Below are 21,570 nucleotides of genomic sequence, written 5' to 3'. Positions count from 1 at the left end.
ATCATAATGAGAAAAGAAAGCGTTGTCAACAGTTAAATCGGTTCTTTTTGAATGGAAATATCCACCTCGACGCCAAAGTGATCGGAGACGACCGGTGCCAGGACACCGTCAAACACGACACCAACACGATCGACATCAATTTTTCGGTTCGATAAGACAAGGTCGAGCCGCAAGCCGTGTTGATTTTCTTCCCAACCGTCAATTTTTCCTTCAACCGTCTCGACACCAACGGTTTCCTGTGCCAACAAAAAGACATCGTGCAGTCCGCGTTGCACCATGTAGTCATAACCCGTCCCGCGTTCTAAGGCATCATTGTTGAAGTCGCCGAGGAACAGTGTCCATTCGAGGGGGTCCATCCGTGCAATCAAGTGATTAAACTGTTCACTGAACGGTTCCTCCGCATCTTCCCACCATCCGAGATGACAGGAGTTGAACGTGATGTGTGTTCCATTGACATCAATCGTCGCCCGGACGATTTTCCGGGATTTCCAGTCCATCGTATCCTGACTCCGGCTGATGTAATAGGAATCAGATTTGATGATCGGGTGTTTGGTCAAGAGGGCAAGACCTTCTTCGTAGGCATCATATCCGATATGCGAAAAATCCCAGACGAACGAATAGTCGAGACCTTGTTTACGCAATGCCTGTTGAATCAAGTAGACAAAATTATCTTCACGGATATTGTCATAGAGGATTGGTGTATCCATCAGCTGACTCACTTCCTGTAAAGCGATCACATCATAATCCTGCTGGATGATGTGCGTGACGATTTGATTTAATTTCTCAAGTTGTTGTTCTTCCTGCCATGAGTGGCAATTTAACGTAAGTAGTCGCATCTGCTGTTCCTCCTGATTTTCAATAAAGAAAGGTGAAACTCATGATGAGCTTCACCTTTTCTTATTTACCCTAATCCATTTGGTTTATGCGCCGATTCGATCCTGGATATCCGATTTCAGGACATCCGCTTTTGGACCGTAAATGGCTTGCACGCCATTATTTTTTAGGATAAGACCAAGTGCACCGTTTGACTTCCAATCGGACTCAGGCGCGACCAGGTTTGGATCTTTGACCGTGACGCGTAAACGTGTCATGCAGGCATCGACTTCCTCAATGTTCGCCGGACCACCAAGTAAACCGATGATTTGCGAAGCTTGTGACTGATCGGAAGTCGCAGCTGCTTCTGAAGTCGCTGCGGCACCGTCAGCTACCACTACGTCATCAAGGTAGTTTCCGTTCCGGCCTGGTGTAGCATAGTTGAACTTTTTAATAACGAAACGGAACGTAAAGAAGTTCAAGAAGAAGAAGAAAATACAGACGCCGATGAAACGAATCAAGTCACCGAGAAGTCCTGCTTTGGCGATCAGTGGAATACGTGTCAGCAACTCGATGGCCCCGAAGGCATGAATCCGTAAATCCATCACGTCTGCAAGCGCAAACGCGACACCGGTCAAGACGGCATAAACGACGTAAAGAACAGGTGCGATGAACATGAACATGAACTCGATCGGCTCTGTAACACCTGTCAAGAAGACTGCAAGACCAGCAGATAAGAAAACAGGTTTGTAAGCTTTCTTTTTGTCTGCGTCAACCGACATATACATCGCAACAGCGACACCGATTAAAGAAGCAAGTGATGTGACAACTTGTCCTTCTTTGAAACGTGCTGGAACGACGCTGTTGATCAAATCATTGTAGCCTTGTGTATTGCCGGCTTGTTTTAAGTTGACGAGATCGGTGATCCAAGCCAACCAGAGTGGATCTTGACCGGCAACGACTGAACCTTGTGCTGCACCGGTAAGGATTTTGTACGTTCCGCCAAGTTCCGTATAGTTCATTGGAACTGTCAACATATGGTGAAGACCAAACGGCAGAAGAAGACGCTCAAGTGTTCCGTAGACGAATGGTGCAAGAATCGGTGCTGTATCACGTGATGTTGCAATCCAGCGTCCGAAGTCATTCAATAATCCTTGAACGAACGGCCAAACGAGTGACAGGACGAATGCGGCGACAACTGATCCACCGATGACGACGAATGGGACAAACCGTTTTCCGTTAAAGAAAGCTAATGCATCTGGTAATTTGCTGAAGTTATAAAATTTATTAAACAGTACGGCTCCAAGGAAACCGGAAATGATACCAACGAAAACACCCATGTTCAGGGCAGGAGCACCGAGAACGGAAGTGAAATAATCTTTCACGACTAAGTCCGAACCTAACAACGAAGTGACGGTTGCTTTTGGATCCGCGAGCATAGTTGAGTTAACACCGAAGATAGCGCCTGTGACACGGTTGACTAAAATAAAGGCAAGCAAGGCAGCGAATGCTCCACCGGCCCGTTCTTTCGCCCACGATCCACCGATCGCGACCGCGAATAAGACGTGCAGGTTAGTAATGATGGCCCACCCTAAATCTTCAACGATTCTTGCAATCGTTTGCATTAGGGCGAGATCGCCGCCGTACATTCCGATCAGCTTGCCGATCGAGATCATGATTCCGGCTGCTGGCATGACTGCGATGACTACCATTAACGCTTTCCCTAGCTTTTGCCAGAAATCAAATGAAATCTTGTTTTTCATGTGGTCTCACTCCTCTATGTCTCTTTTATCTGTCTGTTTAGTGCAATAATGTAAGCGATTAATGCAACCGTTTGCATTTAAAATTGTAAGCGATAACTTTTTAAAAAGCTAGTCTTTTTTTATGATTTTTTTAAAATTATATTTCATATCCTGAATATCATGAAGGGAAGGGGTGTTGAAAAAGAAAATTCGGGAATAAGTTAACAGGAACAAAAGCGGAGTGTGGTTTGCTTAGAAAAGGAGATTACATTATGAGCGAAACGATAAGTCCTCTCGAAAATTACGGGGAGCGGATTCGTACATTACGTGAGCGGCAAGAGATTAACTTGGAGCAATTGGCTGAGCTGACAGAAACGACACCGGAAATGATGGAACGGATTGAGCAGAGTATCGCACACCCGTCATTTTCGATGATTGAACGTTTGGCAAAAACACTTAACGTCCCGTATGACCATTTATTGCGGCATATCTGGCCGGCCCAAATGATTCGTCTACACGAACAAGGGGCAAAAATCATTGATTTACCGTCCAGTTGACCGGTTTAAAAAAGCCTCCACTGCCTAAGGCAATTGGAGGCTTTTTCGAGTCTTAACGATTGTCGATCGTTTCAGGGTAGAGATCGTGATTGAAGAGACGGTGTTCGGCCATCTGTTCATATTTCGTTCCCGGTTTACCGTAGTTGTAGTACGGGTCGATCGAAATCCCGCCGCGTGGCGTGAACTTGCCCCAGACTTCGAGGTAACGGGGTTCCATCAATTTGACGAGATCTTTCCCGATGACGTTGATGCAGTTTTCATGGAAATCACCGTGGTTACGGAAGCTGAACAAGTAGAGTTTTAATGATTTCGACTCCACCAATTTCTCGTCCGGAATATACGAGATGTAGATCGTTGCGAAATCCGGCTGATTCGTAATCGGGCAAAGGCTTGTGAATTCGGGTGCGTTGAATTTAACAAAGTAATCGTTTTCCGGATGACGGTTCGGGAAAGCTTCAAGCACTTCCGGTTGGTATTCAAAAATGTAAGGGACGGACTTTTGACCAAGTAAAGACAAGTCGTTTAAATCTTCTGGACGCATAATTAATCTCCTTAGACGCCGCGATCGTTCGCAAAAACGAGGGCATGTAGTTGTGGGAGAACCCGTGCATGATTAAATCGTGCATCACCTGCAACGCGTTCCCATAAAGTTTTTAAATCGGACAACATCCGCGGGGCAATCGTACCTTCTTCCGCGGGATCGGGATTACCGAGCGATAAATAAAGGGTCTTCAAGGCATAGCGCTCGGAGACGGCAGCGGCAAAATCAAGGTCTGCCTCATCAAAAATAACGATTTTGACGGCCCGTTGCTGCTCGGGTAACCGTTTGAAAAATACATCGAGACGGTCATAATCAACGGTCATACCGCTCGACGGTGGTTTGGGGCTGATCGTGACGTCTTCAATATCGAGGATCCAGTTTTGCCAGTAGGAACCTTGTGTTTCGACCGACATCGTAATGCCGCGGCTCTTCAAGGCATCAACAAGTGTCCCGATGGACGCGTGCAGTAACGGATTACCACCGGAAATCGTGACGTGACCGTAGGAGCCGAGAGCATCCAGTTGCGTGAGGATGTCTTCTGCTGTCATCAAATCCGGTTTCTCTGATCCGTCCCATGTAAAGGCTGAGTCGCACCAGGCACAAGAGTAATCACACCCGCCGGTCCGGACGAACATCGTTTTTTGACCGATTGATCGTCCTTCTCCCTGGAAGGTTGGACCAAAGATTTCGAGTACAGGAATCTTTGGTGTTTTTTTCAGTTGACTCATGACTCAAGCATCCATTCCCGACGGACTTCCGCAAAAGCAGTTGGTGTTTCGTACAGTTTGACGAACTCGACACGCAAACCACGTTCGTCCGGCAAATGTTTTCCGAGCGTCTCAAAAATCCAGGCCGACATATTTTCAGCCGTTGTGTTCATGTAAGGAAGCGATTCGTTCAAATAACGGTGATCGAGCAACGGTTCAAGGTGTTCTTTAAAAATCTTTTTCAAATCACCAAAGTCGAGTGTCATCCCGCGATGATCGAGAAATCCGCTGATTCCAAGATCGACATGGTACGTATGACCGTGTAAAGCCCGGCATTTGCCGTCGTAGTCATACAGATGGTGCGCCGCATCAAACGTCAATTTTTTGACGATCATGACACGTGATTTTGTATAAATAAGCGAGTCGCCCGTCGGACGCTCGACTGTTTCGGGTGCTTCATAATTGAATTTCATGTATGTTGGACCTCCTCGATGTAGGCATCTAAGCCTTTTTTCCGTAATTCACATGCCGGGCAATCGCCACAGCCGTCTCCGATGATTCCGTTGTAACACGTCAATGTCCGCTCGCGGACAAAATCAAATGCGCCAAGTGAATCAGCTAATGCCCATGTCTCTTTTTTGTCGAGCCACATGAGCGGAGTATGAATCACGAATGGATAATCCATCGCGAGGTTAAGGGTCACGTTCAGTGACTTGATGAAGGAATCACGACAGTCGGGATAACCGGAAAAGTCCGTTTCGCAAACACCGGTGATGATATGGCGAATCCCACGTCCTTTTGCGAGGACAGCTGCGAAAGACAGGAACAAATGATTCCGACCGTCTACAAATGTAGAGGGCAATCCGTCTTCATTCGTCGTGATCGATTGTGAGTGGTCAGTCAACGAATTACTTGTTAATTGACTGAGGAGCGAGAGGTCGAGCTCATGGTGTTTCACACCGAGTTCGGATGCAATCGTGCGGGCAACGTCAAGTTCTGCGGCATGACGCTGTCCATAGTTGAAGGTAACGACTTCAACCTGCGAATAATCGGCGAGTGCCTGAAACAGGCAGGTCGTCGAATCTTGACCGCCACTGAAGACGACAAGAGCACGTTCATTTTTCATAATGTACACTTCCATTCCTAGTTTTTGTGACGGAGGAGGTTACGAACTCCGGAGACACAGTCTCAACTATTGACACTAGCAGAAGGTGTTCCAAAAGTCGACTGCTAATCCAAGATTTTGTCAGACAAAAAACACCCTCGAACTAAAAGCGTTCGAGGGTGGAAGAATTAAAGCGGATAATGGTAATACCGTTCTGTTACCAGCAGGTCGCGGATGTTCGAGTCTTCTGAGATGACTTTCATCAATCCGCCGGTTTGTGAGGCATGTGCCTGCAGGGCTTCGATCTTTTGCTCGGTATAGGCACTGACGTCATGGATAAACGTTCCTTCACCGAGTTCATCGCGCGTATTGTTGGCGAAGGCGACTGCTAAAAATTCAGGACGCTCGGTTTCTTCGATTGCGCGAAGAGCCCGGACGACGGCACGTGCCGTTGCTTCGTGATCCGGATGGACGGCGTAACCCGGATAAAACGAAATCACGCGTGTTGGTCGAGTCTCTTCAATCAATTTGCCAATCCGTTCCGCAAGCATTGCTTCATCTTCAAATTCGACCGTCTTGTCGCGGAGTCCCCACATTTGTAAATCAGAAATCTTCATTTTTTCCGATGCCGCAATCAGTTCGCGTTTTCGGATCGTCGCGAGCTGTTCACGGTTCGTAAAGACAGGACGTCCCATGTTGCGTCCCATTTCTCCGAGTGTTAAACAGGCATACGTAACAGGTCCCCGATTTTCAGCATGCTCAATGATCGTTCCGGCTGAGCTGAACGCTTCATCATCCGGGTGAGGGAAGATGACGAGTAGATGATCTTGTTCGTTGTAAGCCATCATTCTACCTCCTCTGCGCCCTGCGCGAATGGGGTCGGACTGAGTTCGAAGGCAATCGCAAGACGCCCTTCGATGTCATGACCGGCAATCAAAAGCTGATCTCCGGCAAACTCGTAATCCGTTAATCCTTCTCCGTACAACCAGCCGTGTGCCAGTTTCAAGCCGATCCGGTAGGGACCGTTTCCTGTAATCAGTCCACGTTCATACGTAATCTCGGCGTTGCGGAAAAACATGCCGGCACTGTGGAACGTCGGATCCTGGTGGGTCGCATACGCACCGTTCGTCGTCTCGACGTGAACGTACAGTGGTGTATTGGCATGCTTGTCGATATAGTCTTGTACAGCGGTTAAATCAAGTGCTTGCATGGTGTATCCCCTTCCTATACAGAAAGAAGTCCGCGATCGTTGCGCGGACTTCTTGAGCGATTAAGACGTTACTGTTCGGTGAGCAGCGTGGTCAGTCGGACCGACATATTCATTCAAACGGAATGAATTACGAATCGCAGAGGTGATAAACGATTTCGCAGTCCGGACCGCTTGTTCCACGGAAGCTCCTTTTGCGAGTTCAGCCGTGATGGCGGCGGAGTAGGTGCATCCTGCTCCATGCGTGTACGGTGTCTCAATACGCTCGTCCTCAATTAGGATAAACTCTTTTCCGTCATAAAGCACGTCAACTGCTCGTGGGTGGTCAATCTTGCTGCCGCCCTTGACGAGTACGTATTGTGCGCCTTTTTCATGAATCCGGGCAGCAGCCAGTTTCATTTCATCGATTGTCGAAGGTGTTTTTCCGAGACCGGACAATTGACCCGCTTCAAAGACGTTTGGTGTCACGACCGTAGCGAGCGGTGTCAGGACATCACGTAAAGCGTTAGCTGTATCTGGATTGAGGACTTCGTCTTCACCCTTACACACCATGACCGGATCGATGACGACGTTTTTGACGCCGGATGACTTGATTTTTTCAGCAACGACTTCAATGATTTCGACAGTCGGGAGCATACCCGTCTTCATCGCGTCAACGCCAATTCCTCCAAGGACCGTGTGGATTTGTGTCCGGACGAGTTCGGCATCGATTGGATAAACCGCATGGTGCCAAGATTGATCGGGGTCTTGTGCGACGATGACCGTCAACGCGTTCATCCCGTAGACTTCAAGCTCCTGGAACGTCTTCAAGTCAGCTTGAATACCGGCACCACCACTTGTATCAGAACCAGCGATTGTTAAGGCTTTACGTTTTGTCATTTGGAATTCCTCCTAAATAAAATAAGCGATTCTTCTTGCCATCAATCATAGCGAATTATAGGCGAAGCGACAACTCCCTGAGCTTAACGGGGACAAAAATTCCCCATCTATTCAAACTAGACGGGGAATCGGGATTATCGGATGAAAAGGAAATCAAGAATGTAGTAAATGAGAGCAGCCACTGCCATTGAAATCGGGAGTGTGATGACCCATGTAATCAACATCCGTTGTGCCGTACCCCATTTGACTCCTTTTTTCCGGTGTGATGTACCGACACCAAGAATCGCAGAAGAAATGACATGTGTCGTCGAGACCGGCAAGTGAATCGCGGTTGCACCAAAGATGATGGCAGCAGACGTTAAGTCAGCCGCAACTCCGTTGACGGGACGGATTTTCATGATCTGTCCACCGACAGTCTTAATGATCCGCCATCCACCGACCGATGTACCGAGACCCATCGCGATCGCACATGATAACTTAACCCATGTCGCGACTTCGTGATCCGTTTGGTAACCGGAAGAAATCAGAGCAAGCGTGATGATCCCCATTGCTTTTTGGGCATCATTCGTTCCGTGCGTATACGATTGAAGGGCAGCTGTCGCAATCTGCATATGACGGAAACGACGATTCGTCTTCGCCAGATTACCCTTCTTGAAGACTACTTTAAAGATGGCATAGACAATGAAACCGAGTGTAAACGCAAGAATTGGTGAAATCAATAAGGCTTGGACGATTTTCAAAAGTCCTTTTGCTTCGATTCCGCCAAATCCGACTGAGGCGATCGCAGCACCGGCGATTGAACCGATCAGCGTGTGCGAAGAACTGGACGGAATACCGAAGTACCACGTCAAAAGGTTCCAGGCGATGGCAGAAAGTAAAGCGGCAATGACGACATAACTTCCGTGTTCAAGTGTCGAAGGATCGACGATATCGCCGGAAATTGTTTTAGCTACACCAGTAAACGTAATGGCACCTAAAAAGTTCATCGTCGCCGCAAGAATGATTGCGTGACGTGGTTTCAAAGCACGAGTCGACACCGAAGTCGCAATCGAGTTCGCTGTATCGTGGAAACCATTAATGAAATCAAAGCTAAGTGCGAGAATGACGATTATGGCGGTGATGATAAAAAGACTATCCATCTCGTTCGCTCCTCACTTATGCGTTTTTCATGATGATCGTTTCAATGACGTTTGCTGCATCTTGGCAGTAATCGGCGATTGATTCGAGCGATTCATAAATTTCTTTGTATTGGATGATTTTAATTGGATCGGTTTCTGTAGCGAACAAGGCTTTGATTGACTTACGACGTAAGTTATCACAAATCGTTTCTTGTTCTTTTACTTTAATGACGTGTTCACGCATCGGTTGAAGTTTACGGGCAACCAACAGGTCCATCGCCAAAGCGAGTTCGTTGACAGCAATGTGGATCTCATCGACGAAGCGGATCATGTGCTCGTCTGCTTGTACGATATTATAAATTTCAAAAATAGCTGAACATTCTTCAAAACCGTCGAGAACATCGTCAAGCGAATTAGCGAGTGCCAATAAATCTTCACGGTCGATCGGTGTAATGAAAGCATTGTTTAAATCAATGATGAGTTGGTGCATCAGATCATCACCAGCTGTTTCAAAATCTTTTACTTTATGGGCGAATTCTTTAACATCGGCAATACCATTAATTTTAAAATCGACGAAAAATTGTGACGTTTGTTTCAGGTGTCCTGCAATCTCAGATAATTTCACTGCGAATGGATCTTGTTTTTTACTAAACATTCTTTCTGCCTCCATATTAAGAACAAGAATAGTGAAGTAACTTCACGAGTTCGATTGTATCAGACGCTATTGTAAAAGAATACAACTATGGCTCTTCTTTACGAAATCTTAATAAATCTTAATGTAAAGCAGATTGCCGATTTAATAATGATTTAAAAACCTACTGAATCGTAGGTTTTTCCTCCTGATTCTAAAGGAAAGTTGTGTTTTCGGTTGGTGTTGAGAAGGGAATAGAAGGAAAGCAGGAAAACGAGAACCAAAAGCGAATGATAAGCTAGGTAGGATCGATCGGCAGTTCAGCCAGAACCATGAAGAGGAAAGAGGAGGACGTTTTGTATGCTCGTTCAAAGTTTATGCATCCCGAAACACCAGTGTGTCAAAGTATCAGAAACAGCCACGCTCCGTGAAGCGTTACAGACGTTGGAAGAAACGGGATATCGTTGTGTACCCGTTCTGGATCAATCCGGTCAACAGTTCAAAGGGAACATCTATAAAATGCACATCTATCGCCATGGCATGAATGGCGGCAGTTTAGACGACAATGTCATGACATTGATTAAGAATACGACGAAGTTCATCTATACGGGAAGCAACTTCTTTGAAGTCTTCTTTTCCATTAAAGAACTTCCGTATATCGCGGTACTGAACGATGACGGACAATTTTTCGGTATCTTACCACACGGAAAGATGCTCGGTATGCTGGAAGAAGCATGGAACCGTGATTCGGGAAGTTATGTCTTAACAGTGGCACTCAGTGAACAAAAAGGTGCGCTTGAAAAAATCGCCAAAATCGTCAATAAATATTCGACGGTCGCAAGTCTCATGACACTTGATGCGAAAAGTAGTGTCATGCGTCGTGTCTTGATCACGTTACCAACAGATTGTGATGACAAGACGAAAAAGAAAATCGTCAAGAAGTTGAATGAAAAAGGGTTGCGTGTCGTTGCTGTCGAAGATTTAGCCGTTCGTGTATAATGACTAGGAAATCCAAAAGGGCCAGCAGCGACTGGTCCTTTTTTTGTTGGGAGGAATGAACATGAACATTTTAATGGTAGGTGCAGGTTCGATGAGTGAAGCACTCGTCAAGGGATGGATTGATTCCGGAATCTCACCGCAGACGATTACGATGACGAACCGAGCGGATCGTGCCCGACTTTTTGCCTTGGCAGAGCAGTATGGGGTGCGGACGACGACGGACGAACAAATCGATCGGTTTGATGTCATCGTCTTAGCGATGCAACCGGACGGTGTCCTGGAATACATCAAACAACACCGTTGGACGGATCAACTTCTGATTTCCGTCGCAGCCCACATCACACCCGCCGAGATCGAAGCGCATGTGACGTGTGGAGCGGTTTGTGCGATGCCGAATACGCCTGTCGCCTTTCGAACAGGCATGACCGGTCTTTGGTTCGGTGATCATGTTTCTGACATCAAGAAACGGCAAGCAACGACGTTGTTTGAACGAGTCGGTGAAACGGTTGAAACGGATGCTTCGACCATGCCGTATTTGATGGCAGCAGCAGGATGCAGTCCCGCTTTCTTCTATGAAATCGTCGGCGCCATGACACCGGTGTTAACGAAAGCTGGTTTTAATGAATCCGCTGCACGGCGAATCATCGCACAAGCGATGAAGGGTTCGGCGGAACTACTGTTGCATGAAGAACGGCCGACGGCAGAACTGATTCAAGATGTGGCAGCTCCCGGAGGACCGACGGATCGCGGGGTGCATGTCTTGCGTGAACATCAGTTAGCAGAAGCGATGCATGCAGCCTTAATGGAAAGTGCCCGCGAAGACGTTTAACCATCATCTGAAAAAGTCCGCATGTTCCCGATCTGAAAAGAGCGGGAATCGTGTGGATTTTTTTGTTGTTTCGGATGTAGATTGTCTAACCAGAAAGCGTTTCACGTGAAACATCGATTTAATCTTGCAAAGTCGAAAAGAAATTCGTATATTTATAAAAGAAACCGTCCGGACGGTACAGTAAAAAGAAAGGAGAGAGACCATGGTCAGTGCAAAAGCATTAGAAACAAGACGTCGGATTACGGATGCGACGGTTCAAATCATGCTGACTCGGGGTTTTCCGCAATTGACGCTTGAAGAAGTGGCGAAACAGGCCAACGTGTCAAAGGGGGGGCTGTTGTATCATTTTGCTTCAAAAGAAGAATTGCTGATGGGGGTCATCGAAGAACAAGAAGCCCGTCAGTTTCAGCAATATCAAACCTATCGTGAAGAAGGGCTTGGTCAAATGGAAGCATTCGTCATGCTCCAAGCCCAGCGCGACGAAGAGATTTGTCTGGATATCGATACGGTCGTGTTTTTATTGTCATTTTTGAAGGAAAATGCTGATTTCGTTGAAGAACGAAAGAAACAGGTCCATCAATTTTTTGACCGGTTGATGGAACAGACGGATCCTGTTGATGCGATGATGATTCGTTTTACGTTAGACGGCTTAAAGATGTCGGAACATTTTCAATTTGGCCAGCCTACACCCGAGCTTCGCCAGTCCTTGATTAACCGCTTACTTACACAAGCACGTGCAATGGATCAAGCATCCGGACATGAGAAATAAATTGAAAAAGAAGAGAGAAGGCGAATCCTTACCATGAAGCGTATCATTCAATTTTCAGTCAATAACAAGTTTGCTCTTTGGCTACTGACGATCATCATCACGGTTGCCGGAATTTATGCCGGAACGACGATGAAACTCGAAACGTTACCAGACATCACGACACCAACGGTCTCGGTAACGACGATTTATCCAGGTGCGACCCCGGAACAAGTGTTGGACGAAGTGAGTCGTGAACTTGAAAGTAAAGTAGAGAACTTAGGCGGCGTCGAAACGGTCCGTTCTTCGTCTTTCCAAAATGCATCGAATCTGCAAATCGACTACAGCTTCAGTACCGATATGGACGAAGCGGAGCAGAAAGTGAAAGAGGCGTTAGCGAACGTCGAGTTGCCGGAAGGGGCACAGGAACCTCAAGTTTCCCGTATTTCCTTTGATGCCTTCCCTGTCATCGGATTTGCCGTATCAGACGAAAAACGTTCGTTGTCCGATTTAACCAAACTGGTTGAAAGTGAACTCCAACCGAAACTCGAAGGAATTGAAGGGGCGCAGACAGTACAAATTGCGGGTCAAGAAATTCGCCGGATCGAGATTCAGTTTGATGAAAAGAAATTACAACAGTATGGATTGACGGAAGAGAACGTCAAACAACTGATTCAAGCAAATGATTCCCGCTTGGCGCTCGGCTTGTATGAGTTGGGAGATCAAGAGCAGGCGGTTGTATTGGATGGAAAAGCGACAACCGTCAATGAATTGAAAAATCTGCGTTTACCGTACACGCCACAGCCGTCAGCGGAAACAGGCCAGGCTTCATCTGGAGCAGGAGCACAAGCACCAACTGGAGCGCCAACACAAGCAACGGAGGCACCCGCTTCAAACCCAGCGGCACCCGCAACGGCTGCTCCGACCCAAGTACCGACCGTCAAATTGTCGCAACTGGCGACAATCGAGGATAAAGGGATCGAAGAATCGATTTCCCGGTCGAACGGAGAACGATCGATTGGTGTTCAAGTGACGAAATCACAGGATGCGAATACCGTCGAAGTCGTGAATGCCGTCAAAGAGACGATTCAAGCCTTTGAGAAAGATAACAGCACCGTAAAAACATCCGTCACCCTGGATCAAGGGAAACCGATCGAAGAGTCGGTCTCGACGATGGTCAGCAAGGCCTTGATTGGTGCCTTGTTCGCGGTCATCATCATTCTCTTGTTCCTGCGTAACATAAAATCAACGATCATTGCCGTCATTTCGATTCCACTCTCTCTGTTGATGGCGATTCTCGTCTTGAAACAGCTGGATATCTCACTCAATATCATGACGCTTGGTGCGATGACCGTTGCGATTGGTCGGGTCGTCGATGATTCCATCGTCGTCATTGAGAACATCTACCGGCGATTGACGGATCCGACTGAACCGTTAAAAGGAAAAGCCCTGATCATCGATGCAACACGTGAAGTGTTCATTCCGGTTGCTTCGTCAACCATCGTCACGATTGCGGTCTTCTTGCCGCTTGGATTCGTCACTGGATTCGTCGGCGAGTTGTTCCTGCCATTCGCTTTGACGGTCGTCTTTGCCCTGTTTGCTTCGTTGATCGTTGCGGTCACGGTTGTACCGATGTTTGCCGATTCATTATTCAAACGCGGGAAGGCACCAAAACCGGAAAAAGAAGATGGCGGTAAACTCGCGAACTGGTACCGTGGTGTACTCAACTGGTCCTTGAACCATAAACTTGTGGTCTTTGGTCTGGCTGTTCTGATGCTGATCGGCAGCTTTGCACTCGTCCCGGCAATCGGCGTCAACTTCTTGAATCAAGAGAGTGAAAAAACGTTTTATGTCACCTACAATCCAAAACCAGGTCAAACACTGGAAGATTCATTGAAGGCGGCTGACCAGGCAGAAGCTTATTTTGACAAACAAAGCAGTGTCGACAACTTACAGTTTACGGTCGGCGGAGAGAATCCACTGAACCCGGGAAACACGAAACAAGCCGTCTTCATTGCCCAGTATGATCCGGACACAGAAGATTTTGCAGACATTAAACAACAAGCAATTAAACAGTTGAATCAAGATATCCCGACTGGAGAATGGAAAGAACAAGACTTCAGCGGCGGAGCGGCCTCTTCGGGTGTCTCGTATTCAATCTATGCCAACTCGATCGAAGATTTACAAACTATGACACCTAAGTTCGTTGAAGCCATCGAGGGTGAATCGAAATACGTTCGAAAAGTGACGACAGACTTAAAAGAGTCGTACACACAATACACGTTTGAAGTCGATCAACAAAAAGCAGCGGAATTTGGTGTGTCGACTGCACAACTGGCCCAAGGCATCGCAAATGTCCAAGGGGAAGAAAAACCACTTTCTACTATAAAAGTAGACGGAAAAGAATTGGACGTCATCGTACCAAACGAACAGACGACGTATGATTCGATTAATGACTTGGAAGAAACGGATGTCACGACGCCGCTCGGCGTACGGAAATTATCAGAGTTCGTGTCGGTCAAAAAAGGAACGACACCGGATTCACTCAGTGAACGTGATGGAAAACTCGTCGCGACCGTCACGGCAGAACTGAAAACAGATAAAGCAACGGAAGCCTCCCAGGCGATTGACAAAACCGTCAAGAAAATTGACCTTCCGACAGGTGTATCCTATGACGCAGGCGGAGTGACGGAGCAGATTCAAGAATCGTTCACGCAACTTGGACTTGCGATGGCGGCAGCAGTTGCGATCGTCTATCTTGTCCTTGTCGTCACGTTTGGTGGAGCATTGACGCCACTCGTCATCTTGTTCTCGCTTCCATTTGCGATCATCGGTGGTTTACTTGCCCTGTTGATTACAGGTGAAACGATTTCTGTCTCCTCGTTGATTGGTGCCCTGATGTTGATTGGAATCGTCGTCACAAATGCGATCGTTCTGATTGACCGTGTCATTCATAAGGAAAATGAAGGGCTGGATACGCGGGAGGCATTACTTGATGCAGCCGGAACGCGACTACGTCCGATTTTGATGACAGCTCTCGCAACAATCGGTGCGTTATCACCACTCGCGTTAGGTCTTGAGGGCGGCGCACTGATTTCGAAAGGACTTGGTGTAACGGTCATCGGTGGATTAACGAGTTCGACTTTGTTGACACTGTTGATCGTACCGATCGTTTATGAATTCTTTGCCCGTTTTCGGAAAAAGAAATCAACACAGTAACATGATCTGAAACGGTCACAACTATAAAATAAAGGTCATCAAACGGCAGAAACGAGCCGTTTGATGACCTTTTTTAACGTGCATTCACAGCGAGATTCGCGGTTATTCCACTCAAGAGCGTGGTCGGAATTTCGATTTGCGGATGATCGCGCCACGTATCACTGATCGCGATGGAGAAAGCTTCCCGCCCGATTGTCTCATAAGGGACAGCAACGGTCGTCAAGTTCAAGACGACGGCCAAATCACTGCCGTCAAAACCGATCACGGCTAAATCCTCCGGAACGCGGTAGCCCCGTTTCCGCAGTTCCAGGATGATACCGGCCGCAACGTGGTCGCTTGCCGTCAAAAGAGCGGTCGGACGTCGGGGCTGACTTAACCAGTGGCGTGCGATACTTGCACCATCCTCGATTGTCAGCGAATGTTCGTAAATCCATTCTGACGGCGTACATGCCACCGTATCCTGATAGGCTCGTTTTCGGGCAAGACTATTGGTGCTGTCCGGTCGGCCGAGACAAATGCCGATTTCGGTATGTCCGAGGGACTGGAAGGCAGCCAACCCTTTTTGGAACGCTGTATAGTGATCGATATAGACAGCAGAGACATCTGGATGGTGTTCACAAAAAACAATCGGTCCGTATTGTTCATAGTTTAGAATGTCCTCGACGGCAAGACTGTGGGAGACGATGATCAGTCCATCGACTTCACGTTGGGCGAGCGCTTGCAGAACGGTTTGTTCGTGTGACTTGACATAGTTCGTCTGCCAGGTCAAAAACCGGTAGTCCTCTTCGAAAGCACATCGGGCGATTCCTTGGAGGATGGCGGCGTGATACGGATGGTCGACATAAGGGAGCATGACACCAATCGTCTTGGTCTGTCCGGTGGATAACTGGACGGCTGTCTGGTTCCGGATGTAACCCAGTTTGCGGATGGCATCTTGGACGGCTTTTCGTTTATCGTCCGCCACATACGGATGATGGTTAAGGACACGCGAGACCGTCGTCACTGAAACATCTGCTTCACGTGCCAAGTCACGAATGTTGGTCATCAAAGGTTCCTCCTATCGGTTGTTGGATAGTTGCTGGTGGAGATGGATCCAGTCTTGTTTCGTAATCGATCCTTCGATCCAGGTCGAGCGCTCAATCTGTTCGGAAATTTTTTGCAACAGTTCGACCTGATGAGCCGGCGTCAACTCTTTGTACTGGGCGACCAGCGTATGTTTACACAGGTAGTAGCCGGTTGGTGTATACAGTTGTTCAATCGCTAATTCAAATGCCACATTTTTTTGGAAAAGCCGTTGTAAGATTGTTTGCAATGACATGATGAAAGCCTCCCTTGTAGTGTATATCAAGACCATAATCTGTGGAACGCGTTTCACGGCAAGGGAAATGTGGGGCGTCTGTCGAAAGGGTAGAAATCCGAGCTGGAATTGACCAATGGAAAAAAGAGGTCTATGATTGTTTCGAATGAAGATAAAGAGGGGCGAACGTAAAATGGAATCGACAGACTCGAAGCTGGCATTAAAAATGCTCGTTGTTCTATCTCGTACAATGCATGCGGTAACGGAACAAGTAAAGGTGGACATCAAGACACATCAATTGAATTTATCGGAATTTGGTGTACTTGAGTTGTTGTACCACAAAGGAGACACACCGCTTCAACAAATCGGTGATAAGATTTTACTGACAAGCGGCAGTGTGACGTATGTCGTCGATAAATTGGAAAACCGTGGACTTCTTGCCCGACGATCGTGCCCGACAGATCGCCGTGTGACATTCGGGACATTAACCGAAGCCGGTCGGACGTTGATGGAAGAAACTTTCCCGAAACACGAAGCATTTTTAACGGACTTATTCAGCGATCTTTCAATTGAAGAAAAAGAACAGTTGATTGACCAATTGAAACGGATTGGTCATAAAGCAGATCATTATACGCATTCAAAAAAAGCTTAATCGTCATGATTAAGCTTTTTTTGCTGAATTCTTCGAAATCAAACTAATTGACAAAAGAAAACGGTGTTGGTATATTTACTTACAGAAATTACTTTAGATAAAAGGGAGAAATAAAAATGACTAAATTACTTTATGTAACTGTAAACCCGAAATCAACGGAACACTCATTCAGCCTTCAAGCTGGTGCAGCTTTCCTCGAAAGCTACAAAGCAGCTAACCCGAACGCTGAAGTGGAAGTTCTTGACCTATACAACGAAGATGTTCAAGAAATCGATACAGACGTATTAAGCGCATGGGGAAAATTCGCAACAGGCGAAGCGCTCACAGAAGTTGAAATCGCAAAAGTCGGTACGATGACGAAGCACCTTGAGCAGTTCATGGAAGCGGACGAATATGTATTCGTGACGCCAATGTGGAACTTCTCATTCCCAGCACGTCTCAAAATGTACATCGACAGCGTTCTTCTTGCAGGTAAAACGTTTGCTTACACTGCAGAAGGTCCTAAAGGATTGATGGAAGGCAAAAAAGCACTCCACATCCAAGCAACAGGCGGTGTCTACACTGGTTCAGGACTCAACTTCGGAGATGACTACCTCCGTCAAGCACTTGCTTTCACAGGTGTAACAGACTACAACGCATTGTTCATCGAAGGTATGGCAATGAACCCTGAAAAAGCAGAAGAAATCAAAGAAGAAGCGATCGTTAAAGCAACAGAACTCGGTCGTTCATTCTCAACAGTCAACGCATAAGAAACAAAAATACCCGCTGTCCCTTCAAACGGACAGCGGGTATTTTGTGTTTACAGACGTGATTTTTTACGTAAGACGAGTAACACGAACAGCAACAGATCCTTTAATTTCTCGAATCCACGCGGATGGCTGGAAATCCGGTACAGCCACTCGAGCTTGAGTTTACGAAACAGTTTGGGTGCCCGTTTGCTGTGACCGGACCAGACATCAAAAGCACCGCCGACACCGATGAAGATGCCGTGATCCAGTTGATCATAGACGGAAGCAATCCACTGCTCCTGTTTGGGTGCCCCCAGCGCGACGAGGATCAAGTCGGCATCAGCCGAGCGGATGGCGGCGGCGGCTTCCTCTTCTTTCCCAAATCCATGAAACGTACCGACGAACTGGATATCGGGAAAACGGATGGACAGCTGTTTAAGTAAAGCTTTCATGACCTCCGGTCGACCACCGAGTAAAAAAACACGTTTTTTCAAGGCATCTGCCGTCCGAAGAAGTTCACGTGCCGTCTCGATGCCGGGCAAGGTCGCCGTTAAGGGTTCGCCCATCCGTTTACTGGCGGCCGTCACGCCGATTCCGTCGGGTGTAATGTATGTCGCTTGTTGTAAGATATGATTGTAAGCGGGATCGCGCAACGAACGGAGGACCAGTTCGGGATTAGCCGTGACGAGAAAGGCTTTTTCGTTATTGTGTAAAATCGTTTTAATATGGGTATACCATGTCGATGGTGTTGCGTTGACAAAAGGCAAACCAAATAACTGTGTTGTTTGAATCATGTTTATTCCACCTCATTACTCATCATAGCAGAATCAAGCCGAACGAACAGGGGCTTGAGACTGAAAAAGGAGCGAGCCGTATGCATTCAGCCTGGCAGGAAATCTTAAAAGAAGAGAAAGAAAAAGAATATTTTATCTGTTTATGGGATTTCGTTAAAACGGCTTACCGGGAAACAACCGTGTATCCGCCAAAAGATCAAATCTTTCATGCCTTTGATGCTGTGGCACCAGCTGATGTCCGGTGTGTCATTTTAGGTCAGGATCCGTATCACGGACCGAATCAAGCCAACGGATTAAGTTTTTCTGTCAATGACGGTGTCGCGATTCCGCCTTCTTTGCGGAATATGTACAAGGAACTCGTCACCGATCTCGATTGTCCGACGCCGACGACGGGCAATCTCGAGGCATGGTCCAAGCAAGGGGTCTTTTTGCTGAACACGTCTTTGACGGTCGAAGCCGGAAAAGCCGGCTCGCATGCGAAAAAAGGCTGGGAATCGTTTACGGATCGTGTGATTGAAGTATTGGGACAACAGGAGCAACCGATTGTCTTCATTCTGTGGGGGAACCATGCGAAAAGTAAAAAAAGTTTGATTGATACGACGCGTCATCTGGTCTTGGAATCGGTTCATCCCAGTCCGCTTTCGGCCAGTCGCGGCTTTTTTGGCAGCCGTCCGTACTCGCAAGCCAATGAGTGGTTGAATCAACAAGGTCGCCCGACGATTGACTGGTGTATGTCTTAACACAACAAAAAGCATTCGACTCCGAGGACACCGGAATCGAATGCTTTTTTGTCGAAATTGTTAGTCCATCATGAATTTTTCAACGACGAGGGCAATGCCGTCTTCGTCATTCGAGGCGGTCATGTACTGGGCTTTTTCTTTAACGGTATCGGCGGCATTCGCCATGGCGACACCGAGTCCGGCCCATTCGATCATCGATAAATCGTTGTTGCCGTCGCCACACGCGATGACGTCGGCGCGCTTAATGCCGAGGCGGTTGGCAAGCCATTCGAGACTGGTTCCTTTTGTGACACCGGCCTCTGTGAATTCCAAGAAAAATGGTTTGGAACGGGCGACGGCGAGTTCACCGGCCAATTCGAGTTGCAGTTTTTGTTCGACTTCCGCCAACCGGTTTTCTTCTGCGAGCATCAAACATTTCACGACAGGTGCTGTGATGGCTGCTTTAAAATCGGGTACAGTGACGACGTCCATTCCTGTCAATTCCCCTTCGGTCGTCGTGTATGGATTAGGGTGTTGGGTATAGATTTCGTGTCCGACGTACGTATGGATGTCAATGTTTTCCCGTTGACTTAAATCATAGAGACGATGGACAGTCTCCGGAAGAAGGGTACTGGAGAAGAGTGCTTCATCGGTCTTGCAGTCGATGATGGAAGCTCCGTTAAAACTTAAGATGTAACTGCCGTAGCGGGCGAGTTCGAGTTCTTTCGCAAGATCGATCATGGCGTAAGTCGGACGTCCGCTTGCCAAGACAACCTTTTTTCCACGACGCTGTGCATCGAGTAATGCTTGTTTCGTTTTTGGAGAAATCGTGTGATCACTCGTCAATAATGTATCATCCAGATCAAGTACGATCATTTCATAAGCCATAAGTGTAAACTCCTTTCGAATATCTGTTACATCTTAACAAGTTGACTCCTCTTCCACAATTACTCTCTCTCGAAAGAGTGTGATAAAGTTTGAAGAGAGTATGTACGGAAAGGATATTCGTCTGATGAAATATTTTGTTATTTTCTTATCGACCCTATATTTAGCAGGATGTGGTCTCACATTCCCGCACCCTGCCTCGTTATTGGAACATCCGGCTTTACCGGAATGGGAAAAGTCGTTAAAAACAAGAATTGATGCCGATTTACCGGCACAGGCCGAAATCGTGGCGCCCCGCAATCAATCATTTTCCAAACTGTATGAACTGATTGATTTGGATCGGGACGGTCAGGAAGAAGCGGTTACGTTTTACCGGATCAATCAGGACGGAACGTTCCAAATCCACCTGTTGGTCCACGAGCGGATGAAAAAGAAGTGGGTGTTGCGTGTCAGTCAGCCGATTGCGGCAGGTCGTTCGATTGATCAACTCCACGTCCTTGCCAATCCATCAAAAACCCTGAATCAGTTGGTCATCGGCATCACGAGTCTTGAGAAAAATACCGTCTATGTCTTGCAGGATCTGCTGAAGTCTTCGATGCGTGTCACGGAAGTCGATACATACGATCGATTGACGATCGCCGACTTGAATCAAGACAAACGCCAAGACATGCTGTTGCTGAAAACCGGTCAACCGACAGAGCTGGTTTATTACGAGGAAGCGTTGACTCCTTCCGTCCGTCAAGCCATATCCCTGCCGATGCGGGAAGGTGATCTGTTTGCCGATCATGATTTATTTGAGGTCGACATCATCAATGCAGCAAAGGAAAAAGGACTGCTCGTGTCCTTTACGCGTGAAGCGGCGATGCATTTAATGCTCGTTCAGCTTGATCAAGCCAAGCTCAATCAAGTGAATTTTGATCAAATCACAGAAATCATTGAGCCGATGTACACCTTCCCGAAAGATGTGGATCAAGATGGAGTCGTTGAATTCGCCCATCAGTACACACCGGAAGGAAGTGTCGGACGCACTGCGGAAGACAAACCGCGTATCACGGCGTACTATGCCTGGAACGGCGCCAATGTGCAACCGTTTCTCGAAAGCGGATTTGAATTGCGGGAAGAACAATACATCGATCTTGAGTATAACTTCGTCATGCGTTTCCCGGCGAACTGGGCCACACGCGAAACAATCGAGAAAAAAGATAACCGGGTCCGTTTCATCAATCGGGAAACCGGCATGATTGATTTTGAACTCGAAATCATTCCGAAAAATCAGTATATCGCCAGCCAACAAAAGAAAAAAATCAAAGAAGGCATTGATTATGTCTACGTCATCGATGCCAATCAATCGTATGACGAATATGCAGCAAACGTAGCCCTTGTGGAATAAAGCGAAAGCAGGA

At 47.2% G+C, this 21,570-nt stretch carries 24 protein-coding genes; 9 read left to right on the top strand and 15 right to left on the bottom strand.

Annotation, left to right across the window (positions count from 1 at the left end; translation table 11 throughout):
- Positions 1-32 precede the first annotated feature (32 nt).
- The gene (locus KNP87_RS09145; RefSeq protein WP_026831710.1) at positions 33-836 is read right to left on the bottom strand and encodes an endonuclease/exonuclease/phosphatase family protein; all 804 of its coding nucleotides are present in this window, start codon (positions 834-836) and stop codon (positions 33-35) included.
- Positions 837-920: 84 nt separating this feature from the next.
- The gene (locus KNP87_RS09140; RefSeq protein ID WP_214721489.1) at positions 921-2,576 is read right to left on the bottom strand and encodes a PTS transporter subunit IIBC; all 1,656 of its coding nucleotides are present in this window, start codon (positions 2,574-2,576) and stop codon (positions 921-923) included.
- 251 nt (positions 2,577-2,827) lie between these two features.
- Between KNP87_RS09140 and KNP87_RS09135 the strand changes: the two genes are divergently transcribed.
- Positions 2,828-3,112 carry a helix-turn-helix domain-containing protein gene (locus KNP87_RS09135; RefSeq protein ID WP_026831712.1) on the top strand — a complete coding sequence of 95 codons (285 nt, stop codon included), beginning with the start codon at positions 2,828-2,830 and terminating at the stop codon, positions 3,110-3,112.
- A 52-nt stretch (positions 3,113-3,164) separates the two neighbouring features.
- On the opposite strand, the gene queF is transcribed toward KNP87_RS09135, so the two are convergent.
- The 9 genes from queF to KNP87_RS09090 all read right to left on the bottom strand — a co-directional run bounded on the left by queF (position 3,165) and on the right by KNP87_RS09090 (position 9,324).
- Entirely contained in the window at positions 3,165-3,653 is a 489-nt protein-coding gene (queF, locus tag KNP87_RS09130) for a preQ(1) synthase (RefSeq protein ID WP_012371770.1), read from the bottom strand.
- Between the two features lie 11 nt (positions 3,654-3,664).
- Positions 3,665-4,381 carry a 7-carboxy-7-deazaguanine synthase QueE gene (gene queE, locus KNP87_RS09125; protein ID WP_035387553.1) on the bottom strand — a complete coding sequence of 239 codons (717 nt, stop codon included), beginning with the start codon at positions 4,379-4,381 and terminating at the stop codon, positions 3,665-3,667.
- Positions 4,378-4,833 (bottom strand): 6-carboxytetrahydropterin synthase QueD, encoded by a 456-nt coding sequence (gene queD / locus KNP87_RS09120; RefSeq protein ID WP_012371768.1) that lies wholly within the window; start codon positions 4,831-4,833, stop codon positions 4,378-4,380. The genes queE and queD overlap by 4 nt, the downstream gene beginning before the upstream one ends.
- Positions 4,830-5,486: a 7-cyano-7-deazaguanine synthase QueC gene (gene queC / locus KNP87_RS09115; RefSeq protein ID WP_026831715.1), complete on the bottom strand. Its 657-nt coding sequence runs from the start codon at positions 5,484-5,486 to the stop codon at positions 4,830-4,832. The genes queD and queC overlap by 4 nt, the downstream gene beginning before the upstream one ends.
- Positions 5,487-5,653: 167 nt before the next feature.
- On the bottom strand, positions 5,654-6,310 hold the full coding sequence (gene bshB2 / locus KNP87_RS09110) for a bacillithiol biosynthesis deacetylase BshB2 (RefSeq protein ID WP_251135528.1): 657 nt from the start codon (positions 6,308-6,310) through the stop codon (positions 5,654-5,656).
- Positions 6,310-6,675: a YojF family protein gene (locus KNP87_RS09105; RefSeq protein ID WP_026831717.1), complete on the bottom strand. Its 366-nt coding sequence runs from the start codon at positions 6,673-6,675 to the stop codon at positions 6,310-6,312. Before KNP87_RS09105 ends, bshB2 begins: the two co-directional genes overlap by 1 nt.
- A gap of 60 nt (positions 6,676-6,735) precedes the next feature.
- Positions 6,736-7,551, bottom strand: a complete 816-nt coding sequence (locus KNP87_RS09100; protein ID WP_026831718.1) for a bifunctional hydroxymethylpyrimidine kinase/phosphomethylpyrimidine kinase — start codon at positions 7,549-7,551, stop codon at positions 6,736-6,738.
- A 134-nt stretch (positions 7,552-7,685) separates the two neighbouring features.
- Positions 7,686-8,690 (bottom strand): inorganic phosphate transporter, encoded by a 1,005-nt coding sequence (locus KNP87_RS09095; RefSeq protein ID WP_026831719.1) that lies wholly within the window; start codon positions 8,688-8,690, stop codon positions 7,686-7,688.
- A gap of 16 nt (positions 8,691-8,706) precedes the next feature.
- On the bottom strand, positions 8,707-9,324 hold the full coding sequence (locus KNP87_RS09090; RefSeq protein ID WP_026831720.1) for a DUF47 domain-containing protein: 618 nt from the start codon (positions 9,322-9,324) through the stop codon (positions 8,707-8,709).
- Positions 9,325-9,660: 336 nt separating this feature from the next.
- Here KNP87_RS09090 and cbpA point away from each other — a divergent pair, with 336 nt between their 5' ends.
- From cbpA to KNP87_RS09070, 4 genes are all read left to right on the top strand, one after another.
- A complete protein-coding gene (gene cbpA / locus KNP87_RS09085) occupies positions 9,661-10,299 on the top strand; it encodes a cyclic di-AMP binding protein CbpA (protein WP_026831721.1) in 639 nt (212 codons plus the stop codon).
- Positions 10,300-10,360: 61 nt separating this feature from the next.
- Positions 10,361-11,128: a pyrroline-5-carboxylate reductase family protein gene (locus tag KNP87_RS09080; protein ID WP_119923466.1), complete on the top strand. Its 768-nt coding sequence runs from the start codon at positions 10,361-10,363 to the stop codon at positions 11,126-11,128.
- Positions 11,129-11,330: 202 nt separating this feature from the next.
- Positions 11,331-11,897, top strand: a complete 567-nt coding sequence (locus KNP87_RS09075) for a TetR/AcrR family transcriptional regulator (RefSeq protein ID WP_214721487.1) — start codon at positions 11,331-11,333, stop codon at positions 11,895-11,897.
- Between the two features lie 33 nt (positions 11,898-11,930).
- Positions 11,931-15,092, top strand: coding sequence for an efflux RND transporter permease subunit (locus KNP87_RS09070; protein ID WP_214721486.1), 3,162 nt, complete (start codon positions 11,931-11,933; stop codon positions 15,090-15,092).
- Positions 15,093-15,165: 73 nt separating this feature from the next.
- On the opposite strand, the gene KNP87_RS09065 is transcribed toward KNP87_RS09070, so the two are convergent.
- Both KNP87_RS09065 and KNP87_RS09060 read right to left on the bottom strand, forming a co-directional pair.
- A complete protein-coding gene (locus KNP87_RS09065) occupies positions 15,166-16,137 on the bottom strand; it encodes a LacI family DNA-binding transcriptional regulator (protein WP_214721485.1) in 972 nt (323 codons plus the stop codon).
- 12 nt (positions 16,138-16,149) lie between these two features.
- Positions 16,150-16,410, bottom strand: a complete 261-nt coding sequence (locus tag KNP87_RS09060; RefSeq protein ID WP_026831725.1) for a hypothetical protein — start codon at positions 16,408-16,410, stop codon at positions 16,150-16,152.
- A gap of 172 nt (positions 16,411-16,582) precedes the next feature.
- On the opposite strand from KNP87_RS09060, the gene KNP87_RS09055 reads away from it, so the two are divergent.
- Both KNP87_RS09055 and KNP87_RS09050 read left to right on the top strand, forming a co-directional pair.
- Entirely contained in the window at positions 16,583-17,041 is a 459-nt protein-coding gene (locus KNP87_RS09055) for a MarR family winged helix-turn-helix transcriptional regulator (RefSeq protein ID WP_026831726.1), read from the top strand.
- A gap of 116 nt (positions 17,042-17,157) precedes the next feature.
- Positions 17,158-17,790 (top strand): NAD(P)H-dependent oxidoreductase, encoded by a 633-nt coding sequence (locus KNP87_RS09050; protein ID WP_026831727.1) that lies wholly within the window; start codon positions 17,158-17,160, stop codon positions 17,788-17,790.
- Between the two features lie 50 nt (positions 17,791-17,840).
- On the opposite strand, the gene KNP87_RS09045 is transcribed toward KNP87_RS09050, so the two are convergent.
- Positions 17,841-18,563, bottom strand: a complete 723-nt coding sequence (locus KNP87_RS09045; protein WP_026831728.1) for a WecB/TagA/CpsF family glycosyltransferase — start codon at positions 18,561-18,563, stop codon at positions 17,841-17,843.
- 80 nt (positions 18,564-18,643) lie between these two features.
- On the opposite strand from KNP87_RS09045, the gene ung reads away from it, so the two are divergent.
- The gene (gene ung, locus KNP87_RS09040) at positions 18,644-19,303 is read left to right on the top strand and encodes a uracil-DNA glycosylase (RefSeq protein ID WP_214721484.1); all 660 of its coding nucleotides are present in this window, start codon (positions 18,644-18,646) and stop codon (positions 19,301-19,303) included.
- Positions 19,304-19,363: 60 nt separating this feature from the next.
- Here the strand turns inward: ung and KNP87_RS09035 are convergent, their stop codons facing one another.
- Positions 19,364-20,170: a Cof-type HAD-IIB family hydrolase gene (locus KNP87_RS09035; protein WP_214721483.1), complete on the bottom strand. Its 807-nt coding sequence runs from the start codon at positions 20,168-20,170 to the stop codon at positions 19,364-19,366.
- 124 nt (positions 20,171-20,294) lie between these two features.
- On the opposite strand from KNP87_RS09035, the gene KNP87_RS09030 reads away from it, so the two are divergent.
- Complete coding sequence (locus KNP87_RS09030; RefSeq protein ID WP_251135527.1) at positions 20,295-21,557, top strand: hypothetical protein; 1,263 nt, start codon at positions 20,295-20,297, stop codon at positions 21,555-21,557.
- Positions 21,558-21,570: the final 13 nt, after the last annotated feature.

This window comes from Exiguobacterium sp. s192, assembly GCF_018618795.1.
GTDB lineage: Bacteria > Bacillota > Bacilli > Exiguobacteriales > Exiguobacteriaceae > Exiguobacterium_A > Exiguobacterium_A undae.
This window is presented reverse-complemented; position numbering and strand designations above follow the sequence as displayed.

Coding starts and splice junctions, on each gene's coding strand:
- KNP87_RS09095 (WP_026831719.1), bottom strand. CDS start 8,690: ATGGATAGTCTTTTTATCATCACCGCCATAATCGTCATTCTCGCACTT.
- bshB2 (WP_251135528.1), bottom strand. CDS start 6,310: ATGGCTTACAACGAACAAGATCATCTACTCGTCATCTTCCCTCACCCG.
- KNP87_RS09135 (WP_026831712.1), top strand. CDS start 2,828: ATGAGCGAAACGATAAGTCCTCTCGAAAATTACGGGGAGCGGATTCGT.
- KNP87_RS09050 (WP_026831727.1), top strand. CDS start 17,158: ATGACTAAATTACTTTATGTAACTGTAAACCCGAAATCAACGGAACAC.
- KNP87_RS09035 (WP_214721483.1), bottom strand. CDS start 20,170: ATGGCTTATGAAATGATCGTACTTGATCTGGATGATACATTATTGACG.
- queF (WP_012371770.1), bottom strand. CDS start 3,653: ATGCGTCCAGAAGATTTAAACGACTTGTCTTTACTTGGTCAAAAGTCC.
- KNP87_RS09105 (WP_026831717.1), bottom strand. CDS start 6,675: ATGCAAGCACTTGATTTAACCGCTGTACAAGACTATATCGACAAGCAT.
- cbpA (WP_026831721.1), top strand. CDS start 9,661: ATGCTCGTTCAAAGTTTATGCATCCCGAAACACCAGTGTGTCAAAGTA.
- KNP87_RS09145 (WP_026831710.1), bottom strand. CDS start 836: ATGCGACTACTTACGTTAAATTGCCACTCATGGCAGGAAGAACAACAA.
- KNP87_RS09100 (WP_026831718.1), bottom strand. CDS start 7,551: ATGACAAAACGTAAAGCCTTAACAATCGCTGGTTCTGATACAAGTGGT.
- queE (WP_035387553.1), bottom strand. CDS start 4,381: ATGAGTCAACTGAAAAAAACACCAAAGATTCCTGTACTCGAAATCTTT.
- KNP87_RS09075 (WP_214721487.1), top strand. CDS start 11,331: ATGGTCAGTGCAAAAGCATTAGAAACAAGACGTCGGATTACGGATGCG.
- KNP87_RS09070 (WP_214721486.1), top strand. CDS start 11,931: ATGAAGCGTATCATTCAATTTTCAGTCAATAACAAGTTTGCTCTTTGG.
- KNP87_RS09030 (WP_251135527.1), top strand. CDS start 20,295: ATGAAATATTTTGTTATTTTCTTATCGACCCTATATTTAGCAGGATGT.
- KNP87_RS09065 (WP_214721485.1), bottom strand. CDS start 16,137: ATGACCAACATTCGTGACTTGGCACGTGAAGCAGATGTTTCAGTGACG.
- queD (WP_012371768.1), bottom strand. CDS start 4,833: ATGAAATTCAATTATGAAGCACCCGAAACAGTCGAGCGTCCGACGGGC.
- KNP87_RS09045 (WP_026831728.1), bottom strand. CDS start 18,563: ATGATTCAAACAACACAGTTATTTGGTTTGCCTTTTGTCAACGCAACA.
- ung (WP_214721484.1), top strand. CDS start 18,644: ATGCATTCAGCCTGGCAGGAAATCTTAAAAGAAGAGAAAGAAAAAGAA.
- KNP87_RS09140 (WP_214721489.1), bottom strand. CDS start 2,576: ATGAAAAACAAGATTTCATTTGATTTCTGGCAAAAGCTAGGGAAAGCG.
- KNP87_RS09060 (WP_026831725.1), bottom strand. CDS start 16,410: ATGTCATTGCAAACAATCTTACAACGGCTTTTCCAAAAAAATGTGGCA.
- KNP87_RS09055 (WP_026831726.1), top strand. CDS start 16,583: ATGGAATCGACAGACTCGAAGCTGGCATTAAAAATGCTCGTTGTTCTA.
- KNP87_RS09080 (WP_119923466.1), top strand. CDS start 10,361: ATGAACATTTTAATGGTAGGTGCAGGTTCGATGAGTGAAGCACTCGTC.
- queC (WP_026831715.1), bottom strand. CDS start 5,486: ATGAAAAATGAACGTGCTCTTGTCGTCTTCAGTGGCGGTCAAGATTCG.
- KNP87_RS09090 (WP_026831720.1), bottom strand. CDS start 9,324: ATGTTTAGTAAAAAACAAGATCCATTCGCAGTGAAATTATCTGAGATT.